14 protein-coding genes are annotated in these 12,988 nt (G+C 46.7%); 8 read left to right on the forward strand and 6 right to left on the reverse strand.

What is annotated here, in order from left to right:
• Positions 1-2: 2 nt before the first annotated feature.
• From O8C68_10065 to O8C68_10075, 3 genes are all read right to left on the reverse strand, one after another.
• Positions 3-692 (reverse strand): helix-turn-helix domain-containing protein, encoded by a 690-nt coding sequence (locus O8C68_10065; GenBank protein ID MCZ7396141.1) that lies wholly within the window; start codon positions 690-692, stop codon positions 3-5.
• 161 nt (positions 693-853) lie between these two features.
• On the reverse strand, positions 854-2,098 hold the full coding sequence (locus tag O8C68_10070; protein MCZ7396142.1) for a 3-isopropylmalate dehydratase large subunit: 1,245 nt from the start codon (positions 2,096-2,098) through the stop codon (positions 854-856).
• A gap of 41 nt (positions 2,099-2,139) precedes the next feature.
• Positions 2,140-2,718, reverse strand: coding sequence for an Lrp/AsnC family transcriptional regulator (locus tag O8C68_10075; protein MCZ7396143.1), 579 nt, complete (start codon positions 2,716-2,718; stop codon positions 2,140-2,142).
• Positions 2,719-2,843: 125 nt separating this feature from the next.
• Here O8C68_10075 and O8C68_10080 point away from each other — a divergent pair, with 125 nt between their 5' ends.
• The 4 genes from O8C68_10080 (at position 2,844) to rpl12p (ending at position 5,670) form a co-directional block, all read left to right on the forward strand.
• Positions 2,844-3,545, forward strand: a complete 702-nt coding sequence (locus O8C68_10080) for a 4Fe-4S binding protein (protein MCZ7396144.1) — start codon at positions 2,844-2,846, stop codon at positions 3,543-3,545.
• Positions 3,546-3,666: 121 nt separating this feature from the next.
• Positions 3,667-4,308: a 50S ribosomal protein L1 gene (locus O8C68_10085; GenBank protein ID MCZ7396145.1), complete on the forward strand. Its 642-nt coding sequence runs from the start codon at positions 3,667-3,669 to the stop codon at positions 4,306-4,308.
• A complete protein-coding gene (locus O8C68_10090) occupies positions 4,309-5,334 on the forward strand; it encodes a 50S ribosomal protein L10 (protein MCZ7396146.1) in 1,026 nt (341 codons plus the stop codon).
• 21 nt (positions 5,335-5,355) lie between these two features.
• Positions 5,356-5,670 (forward strand): 50S ribosomal protein P1, encoded by a 315-nt coding sequence (gene rpl12p / locus O8C68_10095; GenBank protein ID MCZ7396147.1) that lies wholly within the window; start codon positions 5,356-5,358, stop codon positions 5,668-5,670.
• Between the two features lie 50 nt (positions 5,671-5,720).
• On the opposite strand, the gene O8C68_10100 is transcribed toward rpl12p, so the two are convergent.
• Together O8C68_10100 and O8C68_10105 are read right to left on the reverse strand one after the other, a co-directional pair.
• Positions 5,721-6,491: a coenzyme F420-0:L-glutamate ligase gene (locus O8C68_10100; GenBank protein MCZ7396148.1), complete on the reverse strand. Its 771-nt coding sequence runs from the start codon at positions 6,489-6,491 to the stop codon at positions 5,721-5,723.
• 62 nt (positions 6,492-6,553) lie between these two features.
• Positions 6,554-8,620, reverse strand: coding sequence for a sodium-translocating pyrophosphatase (locus O8C68_10105; protein MCZ7396149.1), 2,067 nt, complete (start codon positions 8,618-8,620; stop codon positions 6,554-6,556).
• Positions 8,621-8,674: 54 nt separating this feature from the next.
• Between O8C68_10105 and O8C68_10110 the strand changes: the two genes are divergently transcribed.
• The gene (locus O8C68_10110) at positions 8,675-9,667 is read left to right on the forward strand and encodes a hypothetical protein (protein MCZ7396150.1); all 993 of its coding nucleotides are present in this window, start codon (positions 8,675-8,677) and stop codon (positions 9,665-9,667) included.
• A 1-nt stretch (position 9,668) separates the two neighbouring features.
• Here O8C68_10110 and O8C68_10115 read toward each other — a convergent pair whose 3' ends face one another.
• A complete protein-coding gene (locus O8C68_10115) occupies positions 9,669-10,388 on the reverse strand; it encodes an RDD family protein (GenBank protein ID MCZ7396151.1) in 720 nt (239 codons plus the stop codon).
• A gap of 231 nt (positions 10,389-10,619) precedes the next feature.
• Here O8C68_10115 and O8C68_10120 point away from each other — a divergent pair, with 231 nt between their 5' ends.
• From O8C68_10120 to O8C68_10130, 3 genes are read left to right on the forward strand one after another with little or no spacing between them, the layout of a single operon-like run.
• Complete coding sequence (locus O8C68_10120; protein MCZ7396152.1) at positions 10,620-11,468, forward strand: hypothetical protein; 849 nt, start codon at positions 10,620-10,622, stop codon at positions 11,466-11,468.
• Between the two features lie 51 nt (positions 11,469-11,519).
• Positions 11,520-11,768: a 4Fe-4S binding protein gene (locus O8C68_10125; protein MCZ7396153.1), complete on the forward strand. Its 249-nt coding sequence runs from the start codon at positions 11,520-11,522 to the stop codon at positions 11,766-11,768.
• 2 nt (positions 11,769-11,770) lie between these two features.
• Positions 11,771-12,958, forward strand: a complete 1,188-nt coding sequence (locus O8C68_10130; GenBank protein ID MCZ7396154.1) for a Coenzyme F420 hydrogenase/dehydrogenase, beta subunit C-terminal domain — start codon at positions 11,771-11,773, stop codon at positions 12,956-12,958.
• Positions 12,959-12,988 lie beyond the last annotated feature (30 nt).

Below are 12,988 nucleotides of genomic sequence, written 5' to 3' on the forward strand. Positions count from 1 at the left end.
AATTAATGTTTTACATCGTGCGATTGGAGTGCACGAACAAGATCGGGAATCTGCATGACTGTAGCTACGAGCGGCACATGTTCTATTTCCGCAATTTTAACAGCGATTATGTCAACCTGAGATGCGGAAAGCCCGTGGATTACAACTAAAGCAGGTTTCAGATTGGTGACTCTAAGGGCTACCATGGGCGACCTGCCTGTGGATACGTTTGTGAAAATCATGGCTCTTTCAGAACTCCATCCATACAGCTTCTGGAATTCGTTGTAAGAAAGCGCAAGTATTGCTTTTAAACTGTCGACTATGGTGTAGCCGTATAATGGTTTTATAAATTCGCTGCCCGGGATGTAAACTACCTCTCCCTTCACAAGGTTTGTAAGTTCTTCAACAGAAATAGGCGATAGGTATTCATGTATCTCGTATATGGCATCTGCGCTGAACCCCCCCCGCAGCATGCCTTCGTAGGAACGGGTTTTTGCCCCGCCGCGTGCTGCATCCATTTCAAGGATTGCCTCCACAATCCTGCTCACGATAAAAATACCCGGGGATTTTCTCCTGCCGCTTTCGTAATCGCTTATCACGGAGGGTGAAACTTTCAGAAAAGTTGCAAGGTCGGACTGGGAGATCTCAAAATTGGCGCGCCATTTTTTTAATGTCTCCCCGGGATTGTCGGAGAGCGTGATTTCCCCAGCCATTTTTTCAGCTAATTTGTTCCTGATGTCCTGATATTCACCATTTATGCCAGGAGCAGGATGTGCAGGCGTAGCAATAGCTGCTTTGTCGGTCATATTAATGGCGGGTTATGATGTGAAGGCATATAAAACTAACGAAGGCGACTTCGTCAAATAACGAAGTTTTAGATAAATTCCCTAGGGTCAGCAATCACCCCGTGCAGCGCACTCGCCGCCGCGGTTTCAGGCGATGAGAGGTATATCAAACCTCCTGCACCCATCCTGCCCTTGAAGTTCCTGTTGGAAGTTGAGAGGCAGGTCTCGCCTTCGCAGAGCACTCCCATGTGCGCTCCCAGGCATGGACCGCAGCCCGGAGGAGCAATGATAACACCTGCCTTTAAGAGAATGGCTATTATGCCCGATTCCGTGGCTTTAATCAGAATGGAGCGCGAGGCTGGAAGCACAACCGTCCTGACTTTGACCTTTTTGCCGCGAAGGATCTTTGCCACTACTTCCAAATCCTCATACCTGCCGTTGGTGCACGAGCCTATGAAAACCTGGTCGAGCAGGATTCCTGCGACTTCACTCACCGAAGAAACATTATCCACTTCGTGCGGCTTCGCTACCTGAGGTTCAAGGTCGTTAACGTCGAAATTGTATTCTTCGCAATACTGCGCCTCCTCATCGGCATAAACAGGGGTGTATTTTTCTTTCGCTTTTCCTTTCAAGTATCCGAAGGTTTTTTCATCAGGCGGCACGATGCCTGTTTTTGCACCCATCTCGATGGACATGTTGCAAAGCGTCATGCGCTCCGGTATTGACAATCCGCTTATAGTTTCGCCGTAGTATTCAATTGCTTTATAATTTGCTCCGTCAGTGCCCACTTTTTTGATGATGCAAAGCGTAAGGTCTTTTGCGGACACACCTTTGGTTAATTTGCCTTCAACTGTTATCCTTATGGTGCGCGGAACACGAAGCCAGAGCTTTCCTGTTGCGAAAATCTCTGCCATGTCCGTTGCCCCTACGCCAGTGGCAAATGCCCCGAAGGCGCCGTAGGTGCAGGAATGCGAGTCAGCGCCTATTATGAGTTTTCCAGGCAGGGCGAACCCGTGTTCAGGCAGCAACTGGTGACAGATGCCCTCGCCCACATCGAAGAAATTCGTGATCCCCTGCTCGCGAAGCCATTTCCTTATGCTTTGCTGCAGCTTTGCTGCGGTTTCATTGTTTGCAGGCGCGATATGGTCAAAGGGTATGATTATCCGCTTCGGATTCCATACTTTTTTTGCGCCCATCTCGTTGAATGCCTTTACAGCGAGCACGCTCGTGCCGTCGTGCGCCATGGCATAGTCTATATTGGCTATTACGAAGTCATCTGCCTTCGCAGGTTTACCAGAGGCGCGGCTGAGGATTTTTTCACTTATGGTAGGCATTTCTTCTTTAAAGGGTTTTTAAAAATAAATAGTATTTGCAGTTATTTCCAGATCTTTCCGCTGTAGCTATTGGTCACAGGACAGCCAAGACACCTGTTCGATATATGGTGCGTGCACTCCCTGCAGTTGCACCCGTTACCGCACGGCGGGGTATCGCTGTAATCGAAATTCATTCTAACAGGCAAAATCAAATCCTTCATAGGGGTAATCACAATGCTGACCTTGGCGCTGCTGACTACTGGATTATTTCGCAGATGTCCATCCACAATCGCTTCAAGGGTTGCAATATCCTCACCCACAAAAAAAAGACACAGGTTGTGTTCTCCTGACACAATAAGACCGTTCAGGAAATAAGGGCAGTCTTTGAAAATATCAAGCACGGAAGAGGTATTTTTAGCCATCACATCAACCTTGGCCATATACAGGTTGACTTTCTTTAAATTCATGCCCACGACATGGGATAATGCTCCTTTTTGTTTGAGCTTGTGAACCCTGGCGCTGACAGAGGGCTGGGATATCTTGAGTTTTTCAGCCATATCGTTCTGGGACATTTCGGGGTTTCGCTCAAGCAGGGATAGTATCTCCCTGTCTCTTTTGTCAAGGTCAAGAAATTCTCGCATAAACCTGATATTTGCAGAAGTTATTATATAGTTTTCTATTATTTACAATCAAATCTCCAAGTTTGCCTATATAATAGAACAATTAAGTTTATAAATTATAATGCAGATATAAACATGATAAAAACATGAAAAGAAGTATAGTATCCATAGATGAAGAGAAGTGTAACGGCTGCGGCTTGTGCATCCCCAGCTGCGCGGAAGGAGCTATCAAGCTCATAAATGGAAAAGCGAAGCTTGCGGACGAGCGGTTCTGCGATGGTCTCGGCGCATGCCTCGGGCACTGCCCGCAGGATGCGATTACGGTAATAGAAAGGGAAGCGCCGGAGTTTGATGAGGCAGCGGTAAAAAAGCACTTGATGCCGAAAAAGCCTGTGATGGCATCGCACGGCTGCCCCGGAAGCATGGCGATGGACTTCAGAAGTGCAAAAAAAGCTAATGTTGCAGCAGCGGCGCGCCAAAACTCGGAACTGAGGCAGTGGCCTGTGCAATTGACCCTCGTATCGCATGGTGCGCCTTATTTCAGGGATGCTGAACTTCTCGTAGCCGCGGACTGCGTTCCGTTCGCTTACCCGAATTTCCATTCTGACTTCCTTGCGGGAAAATCGCTGATTATAGGCTGCCCCAAGCTGGATGATGCCGGGTTTTATGTGGATAAACTCACGGAGCTGCTGAAGAATAATAATATCAGGGGAATAACGCTTGTGAATATGGAAGTGCCCTGCTGCTTCGGGTTGCAGAGAATAGTGGAGGAGGCTGTGGCGAAGTCGGGGAAGGTTCTGCCCATTCAACAGACGGTGATTACGATAAAGGGAGAAAAGCAACAGTAAGTCGTGGTTCAATAGTGCATCACTGCGCTCAACCGATACCTTAAAGTACCATACCGCCAAAATTAGCACTCCCCTATCATCCGTAGGAGACGATAGTCGATTACTACGGGAGGAATACTATTTGGAACAGGAAATAATCACAGAAGCTGTGAAACAGGCACTTGAGAAGTCCTCACAGCGCAAATTTTCAGAAAGCATCGACCTTGCCATAAACCTTAAGAACCTCGATATGAACCAGCCGCAGAACAGGATCGACGAGGAGATAATCCTGCCCAATGGCATTGGTAAACCCATTAAGATCGCCGTCTTCGCAAAAGGCGAGACCGGGCAGAGGGCAAAAGGCGCGGGCGCGGATTACGTTTTTGACCCGGATGAAATCGCAATTCTCGGCGAGGATAAAGGAAGGGCGAAAGCTCTTGCCGAAGAGGTCAATTTTTTCATAGCAGAGGCTGCGTACATGCCTGCCATAGGTAAAACCCTGGGTCAGGTGCTCGGTCCCCGGGGGAAAATGCCCATACCGCTCACGCCTGACAAGGATATTGTGCAGATTATCAACAAATCAAAGAACTCCATAAAGGTCAGGTCAAAGGACAAGATGACGTTCCATATCTCAATTGGAAGAAAAGAAATGGATCCCCAGAAACTGTCTGAGAATATCGCGACAATAATTAACCGCATCGAGCACAGGTATGAGCGGGGCTTATACAACGTGAAATCGATTTATGTTAAGACTACCATGGGACCTGCTGTGAGGGTGGTATAAATGGAAGCAGAAGCAGCGCACCGCAGCATCCATATCCCAAAATGGAAGAAAGACGAGATAGAGGACATTAAGAGATTAATGACTACTAATTCTTCAGTAGGCGTAGTTGGAGTTGTGGGTATACCTTCAAACCAGCTCCAGTTAATGCGAAAGAACCTGCGCGGCCTGGCGAATATCAAGATGTGCAGGAATTCGCTTATCGAGCGTGCCATTAACGAATCGTCTGATGATTTTAAGAAGATTGATAAATATGTGGAAGACCAGACAGCGCTATTATTCACCAACGAGAATCCCTTCAAGCTATACAAGATTTTAGAGAAGGGCAAGACCTCCGCCCCGATAAAACCCGGTGGGGTAGCTCCAAAGGATATAGTGGTGCAGAAAGGTCCAACCTCATTTCCGCCCGGACCGATTGTTGGAGAACTGACAGGTGCGGGAATCCCGGCAGGGATAGAGGGCGGGAAGGTTGTAATCCGGGAGACAAAAACAGTAGCTAAACAAGGCGATGTGGTGGATGCAAAGCTTGCATCCATCCTTGCCCGTCTTGAGATTCATCCTGTTGAACTGGGTTTTGAACTCAGGGCTGTCTATGAAAAGGGCATCATATATGAGTCAAAGCTCCTTTCAGTGGATGAAACAAAATACATAAGTGACCTGACATCTGCTGTCCAGCGGGCATTTAATTTATCCATCAACTCGGCATATCCGGCGAAAGCCACGATAAGCACGCTGATTGCAAAAGCAGCGTCCCAATCAAGGAACCTTGCTATAAATGCCGAAATAATAATGCCTGATATCATTGATGTGCTGCTGGCGAAAGCAAATTCACAGATGCTGTCCCTTGCTCATGTCGCATCGGCGAAGGATGCAAATGCGATTGGCAGCAAATTAAAAGAAAAGCTTGCAGCGGCGCCAAAGGTCGAGGCGAAGCCAGAGGCAGCGCCAGCAGAAGCAAAGGCAGAGAAAAAGAAGGAAGAACCCAAGGAAAGCGATATTGCAGCGGGCTTGGGCTCGCTGTTCGGTTAAGATACGTAAAAGGTGATTAAAATGGAATATGTATATGCAGCGCTTATATTACACAGCGCAGGAAAGAAAGTGACAGAGGAAGGAATTACTGCCGTGGTTAAGGCGGCAGGTATAGACGTTGATGCAGTTAGAGCCAAAGCGCTTGTTTCAGCCCTTGAAGGCGTCAATATAGAAGAAGCAATCTCAAAGGCTGCGTTTGCAGCTCCGGCAGCGGCAGCGCCTGCAGCGGCGGCAGCAGCACCGGCAGCAGCGGCTGAGACGCCAAAGAAGGATGAGAAGGTAAAAGAGAAAGCTGAAGAGAGCGGAATGGAAGGGCTCGGCGCCTTGTTCGGCTGAGAACTTGCATTCTTCTTAATTTTTTTTGGTTTATAAATTTTTATAATTGTTTACAATACTTCTAATCTCGCAAATTTAACAAGGGCCCTGCGTATCACGTCTTCTTTTTCAGGTCTATATAATTCCTTTATGCCGCAGGATTCATTATAAAGGTCTAAGCCGCGTATTACCACAATGGGAGTACCTCCGTTTCCCTCGCCCATCAGGATATTCGCGAAACCTGCTATTTCATCCACAACAGCTTCGTTTTTTACTTCAAGCAATTTCCCGAAAAGGTCCTCTGTCCCTCTCCAGTCCCTTGTTGCTTTTATGCCCGCAATCCCGATGGCAGCACCTGTCTGACCCATCCTGAACGCCCTGCCGTTGGTATCAGTGATGATAACGCTAACTTTGTTACCTGTGAAATTGAATATGGATTCCTTTATTCCCAGCGCGCTTTTATCTGGGTCTTCCGGGAGCAGAAGGATGTTCTCACTTCCTTCAACATTGGAGTGGTCGATGCCTGCATTGACGCATATGCTTCCATTTCTTGTGCGCACGAGAAGAAAAGGCGATTCAACCAATATTTCACTGCTTTCATCGATTACTGCCTGTACGAATCTGGGGTCGTTGGTGTTTCTTTTTGCGATAGCTTTTGCTTTCCCCGTTACTTTAATTTTATTCAGCGGGATAACCCTGCCCTCGGATTTGGATACAATAGTGGAGGAAATAATTACGATATCGTGCTCTTTGAGTTGGGTTTTTTCACTCAAGAGGCGTGCAATGTCATCCCCGGCTTTGATCAGAGGGATATTTTCAACAGCAAATGCAGTTGTATTCAAGAAGATTCCTCACCCTTTAAAAAGTGGGCGGAATAATAACGTTTTCTAAAAAGTTACAGCCTTCATCCCAGAAGGTTGTATTTGAGAATCAGCGCAGCAAACAGTATCGCCACTATGTTCATTACTTTTATCAGCGGGTTGATAGCCGGACCTGCTGTGTCCTTCGTGGGGTCGCCCACGGTATCCCCGACCACGGCTGCAGCATGTGTCGGGTTCCTGCTGCCGTCAGGGAGTTTCTTTCCTCCAAGGTTTCCGGACTCGATGTATTTCTTGGCATTGTCCCAGGCTGCGCCTCCCGCAGTCATCATGAGCGCCAGAAGCAAACCCGAAATAATCACGCCGATAAGCAAACCGCCAAGAGCTACCGGACCGAAGATAAAGCCTATAACCAGGGGTGATAGCACTGCGAGAAGCCCGGGTACCACCATCTCCTTTTGAGCAGCCACAGTGACAATATCCACGCAGCGCCCGTAATCAGGCTTTGCTTTCCCTTCCATGATACCTGCAATTTCCCTGAACTGGCGCCTTATTTCAGACACTATGGTGGATGCTGCCCTTCCGACTGCTCTCATCAGGAAACTTGCGAACAGGAAAGGAATCATGCCTCCTATAAGAAGTCCTATCAAGACCATAGGGTCTGAGAGTTTAAGAATCAATTCAGGTTTACCCTGCTGTACCAGCAGATTGTTAATCTCGCTACTGTAAGCAGCATAGAGCGCAAGAGCACCGAGAGCTGCCGAACCTATGGCATAACCCTTCGTGACCGCTTTTGTAGTGTTCCCCACCGCGTCAAGCGGGTCTGTAATATCCCTGACATCCTTGGAAAGCTCTGCCATTTCAGCTATGCCGCCTGCGTTATCCGTTATCGGGCCATATGCATCGATCGAAATTATGATGCCCGTAACAGAAAGCATGGCTGCTGCCGCTATGGCGATACCATATAACCCCATAGCAGGGTTGGACGCACCACCGTTAACGAAATATGAAATCAATATCCCGGCGCAGATAACAAGCACAGGTAAAGCCGTGCTCTGCAAACCCACAGCAAGACCGGTTATGATATTTGTCCCTGGACCTGTCACAGAAGCGTTGGCAATGTCCTTTACAGGAGCATGCGTTGTTGCTGTGTAATATTCCGTAATGATTATCATCGCTGCCGTAACGCCAAGACCCACAAGCGCGCTTATGAACAGACCCTTATTTCCATCCATCAACTGCTGTGTGATTAAGTAGAACAATACCACTGAAATCGCTCCAGCCACGATTGCGCCTTTATACATCGCCCCCATTATGTCGCCCGATTTCCCCAGCTTTACGAAGAACGTTCCGATTATGGATGCTATAATCGCTGCGGCGCCCAGCATAAGTGGATAGATGATCGCATTTTGATATGTTGATAAAACCGTGACGCCAATAAGCATGGCACCAAGCGCTGTCACTGCGTACGTTTCGAAAAGGTCTGCCGCCATTCCGGCGCAGTCGCCCACATTATCGCCCACGTTATCCGCAATCACACCCGGGTTGCGCGGGTCGTCTTCAGGTATTCCGGCTTCCACTTTTCCCACAAGGTCTGTGCCCACATCTGCTGCTTTTGTGTATATCCCGCCGCCAATCCTGGCGAAAAGGCTTATGAGCGAGGCACCGAAGCCGAAACCCACGACTTTTTCAACAGCCTTTGCATCCCCTCCGAATGCGATATATAATCCACTTACACCGAGGAGCGCAAGGCTGGCAACGGAAATCCCTGTTACGGCTCCTCCTTTGAAAGCCACGCTCAGGGCTTTCTGCATGCCCTCTTTTGCCGCATTGGCACAGCGCACATTGCTTCGGACAGAGATGTTCATACCAAGATAACCGGCAGCGGCTGACATAACAGCACCGAAAACAAATCCGACGGCAGTCTCAGTGTTAATTGCCAGCGCAATCAAAACAGCAAGTATAACCGCAATTACTGCGACTGTCTTATACTGCCTGTTCAGGTAAGCCATAGCGCCTTCCTGTATGGCAGATGCGATGGATTTCATCCGATCGCTTCCGGCATCAAGTTTGAGTATATACAAAGCAAGATACACGGCAAATAATAAACCGATTACGCCCGCAAGCGGGGCTGAGTACAATAACGAGTCCATAATTCCTCCTGATTTCCCGCCCACTTGGTGCTATGGATATATATTATTTACCTATTGAAAAAGCCAGGGGTGGATATTTATACAGCAAACATCTTAAACGAAATTATGCATTTCGACCCGCATCGCGCCGCAAGCATGATAGACTCACTGGAAACTGATGCCGCGACCAAAGCTTCCATGCTCAAGGCATTCAAACGCAGGATTGAACTTTTTGGCGGCAATATTCATTTTTTCAGGGAGCCTTTCACCCCGGTTTCCCTGACAGGCACTCAATGCTCACTTTACTGTAAACACTGCAATTCGCATTACCTGCGCCACATGCTGGACGGTTCGGGCGGGAAATTATACTCGCATGCCGGTCTTTTAAAAGAAAAGGGCGCAGAAGGGATACTGCTGAGCGGGGGAAGCGCAGCTGACGGAAGCGTTCCCACGTACGCACATGCCATGGATATCCTTAAAATCAGGCAGGAGATGAAACTAAAAATCAGCGCGCATACAGGCATTGTGGATGACCTGCAGGCGCATATGCTTTCGGAGTATCTTGATATGGCGCTCATGGACGTTATCGGGGACGATGAAACCATACACGATATACTGGGCATAGATGCCTGCGTCCGGGATTATGAGGATTCACTGAGAGCGCTATCATCTGCAGGGATTCCCCTTGCCCCGCATATCATTGTGGGCTTGCATAACGGGAAACTGAGAGGAGAGTTGAAAGCCCTTGAAATAGTGAGGAAATTCAATCCAGAAGTTGTGGTAATAGTGGTATTCATCCCTACAAAAGGAACTGCGCTGGAAGGGATTGCCCCGCCACGGCTGGAGGATGTGGTCAAAGTGATTACAAAGGCGAGAGGGATGTTTGACATCCCGCTTTCGTTGAGCTGCGTGCGCCCGGGAGGAAGGTATCGTTCGATGCTTGATAAGTATGCCATTCTCTCCGGGATCGACAGGATTGCAGTGCCTACAAGGAACGCCTATGAAATAAGCAGGCAACTGGGATTGAATATCGTTGAAATCAGGAAAATGTGTTGTTCATATAAATGATTTAAATAACCTTTTCAACTTTTGTCTTTGTATAATAATCAAAGAACTTAATATATCCCTTTTTTCTGTAGAACAGCACCCCTACCAAAACATCAAAAGGCAGGAAGAAGACCTTTCCTATGTTTCTTATGGCGCACTCAAGCACGTTGACCTTATCCCCGTTTGTTTTTACGACTCTGATCTTCATAGCGTATTTACCAATCGTCTGCCCGCTGTATGTTTCCATGATAACAAAATAGACATATGCTAATAGAAGTACTATTTGAAGATATATTATAACAGCAAATGCATCGAATTTTAGCCAATTTTTTAATATTAAAATATTAGTAGCTCCAAATAGCAAGAATAATGCAAAATCGATCAGCGCTGCAAAGGCTCTCCTTATCAATATTTGAGCGGAAAAGGTATAGTTCCCATCATTTTTGATTATTTCCTTTGCATCTTTCCATAATCGTGCATCCACTTCCTGCAGCATGCCATAGGTAATTCTTCCGTACTCTGAAAGCCTGTAATTCTTTTTCTCAGTGAGTTCAACAAAACCTTTCATCTTCCTCAAATGAAAATTAAGATTTCCCTCTTCAAGGTTGAGTGTGTGCAGAATCTCTGTGTACGACATTTCTATGTTTTCATGAAGAAGGGCTATTATTTTCACCCTGATTTCATGAGAAAGAACTTTAAAAAACTCTACTGCCTTTAGTTCTTTTATTTGTTCAATTGTCATTTTGTGATTAATTGCTTTACTTAATCGTTATTACCTTTAATCTTTATGTTTAATCATTACTTTTCTTCCTGTGCTACAAAAACATTTGTTTTGGATACTTTATTTTTGTTCCTGACGCACAATTATTTTTTTTATTGAATAATTATAAATATGGTGAATCCTAATGAATGAAAATGGCTTTAAGCCAGTGAGGTATATATGAAGATTGGAAACTTTAGGCCAGTATTAAGTTTGGCAATATTGGTATTGATGACGACACTCTTTATCGGAATAGCTGCGGCACAAGCGGGCCCGGCTCTGAGCGGAAACGCTCTGATGATGAAGGGATGGATGGATTATTCAGAATGGTTCGTGATTGTTACGCTTTTTCCGAGCATAATAATAATGCTCTTTATAGCGCTCAGCCTTCATGTCGCCAGACCCATGGTCGTACGATATCTAAACAGGATGACTCTCAGGCTCGGTGCTGATATACTATGGGAGGCATGGATAATAGGAAGAGATGTTTTAATACTTATTCCAGTTGCACTTATAGGTATATTTATTGTTCCAAGGGTGCAGGCTGATTGGAACACTGGCGTTTTTATACCGGCTTTCGTGCTTGGTATTATAACCCTGGTGTACAAGCTTGCCACTGATACGGATGCGAATAAGACCAAATACATGGTCGCAACCGGGCTTACGGCTCTGACATTTGTCGCAGTCCTGGTTCCATATTCAATCGGACCGCTCTGGGAAGCAAAAGGCTCCGAATTTTTTATGAGCACATATTTAATTCCTTTATCGAATGCTGATACAATTAAGGATGTAAAAACTGCAATGGACGATGCCGTAAATGCAGCGCAAAAAGGTGATAATTCAAGCGCCCTCATCAAAGCTCAGGATGCCTATGCGATATATGATAAACTCGGAGACAGTTTGAAGACATGGGACAGCGCGAAATATTCGCAGGTCGAAGACGCATTCACTGCCCTTACGAATGCAGCAAAGAGCGGCGATGTTGCAGGAATGAAGGCTGCACAAAGCACTATCACTCAGATACTGGATGAATATGCAGCGACACTTGGTGTGTTGGGATGAAACATCCACTTTCCGAAGATGACCTCTTAAGGTCATTTTCCGGAGGATTATATGCCCAGATATAACGTATATGTCAACCAGTCCCAGTGCTTCGCCTGCGGTATATGCGAGGACATGTGTCCGCGGAGGGTATTCAGGTTAAAACCCACGGATTTTAAGGGGCCTGAGTATGAAGAAAGGATCCCGCAGTGGATGGGGACGATCACAGAAGTGGTCGCCGAGGACATGTGCTTTGGCTGCCGTCTCTGTGAGAACCAGTGTCCTGTGGGGATAATCGAAATAACCAAAAGGGAGGTCTAAGGATGTATCTTGACATTGAAAAATATGCAGACAGCAGGCTCGTAAAACCCGTTGCACGGGAATGCTGTGTTTACTGCGGCGCATGTGTATGCGTGAACCCGAGCCCCGGAGTAGGTTTTGAAAACGGGGAACTGGTGTTCGATGAAGAGAGTATCATGTTCGATAAAGACCTGCAGGTCTGCCCGGTCATAAATGCCAACCACTCGACAACATATCCCAGACCTCCCGTTATGGAAGGTCAGACCGTCGATGAGCTTCTCGGTCCTTATCTTGAAATTTGTTCTACAAAAAGTACTGACGAGAGCGTTCTCCGAAAAGCACAGATCGGAGGAACAGTCACATCGTTGCTTCTGCAGGGGATGAAGGATGAGGTCATTGATTCAGCCCTCCTTGTGGACAAAGACAAAGGATGGATCGGAAAACCCAGACTTGCCGCAACCCCTGAAGAAATCCTCGAATCCGCAGGCACCAAGCTTTCAGAGGCATCTGTTCTCACCTGCTGGCGGGATGCGATAAAAGCGGGATTTAAGAATCTTGCAATAGTGGGTATGCCCTGCGTAACCATAGCAGAGCACCTCATTGACGGATCCCCTGATTTCAAAGAGTTCGGTGATGTACATAAGCTGAAAATAGGAATATTCTGCATGGAGGCTTTCAATTACCGCGGGCTTTTTACCGAGTTCCTGAAGGATAACCAGAAAATAAAACCCTCCAATATCCAGAAAGTAGATGTAAAAGGCAGGATGATAATCCATGAGATAACGGTTGAGGATAAGATTGCAGTACATACCTATAGCTTAAAAGAACTCCATAAATACGGCCTGCTTGGCTGCCTTCCCTGCCATGATTATGCAGCAGAATATGCTGATATCTCGATAGGGTCTGTGGGAAGCGAAGATGGCTGGAATACCACGATTGTCAGGACAGAACTCGGAAAAAAGATACTGGATTCGGCAGTGGCATCAGGGCTTCTGGCAAAAAAAGAATTGAAAGACCTCGAACATCTAAGAAAAGTAGCTGCACTCAAGAAGGCATTGAAAATCGGAGAGAAAACAAGAGAACCACCATCAAAAGTAACCAGGGACTGGATTGTCGCTGAAACGACAGTACAGGATTATACATATCCTGGGATTTTAAAGCCGATCTTAAAAGAACAGGCAAAAGAGAAAGGGTCGCAGGCACTCTGGTAAGGGCGGCGAGAAACGACTTGACAATGGTTT

It is taken from the genome of Candidatus Methanoperedens sp. (assembly GCA_027460525.1).
GTDB lineage: Archaea > Halobacteriota > Methanosarcinia > Methanosarcinales > Methanoperedenaceae > Methanoperedens.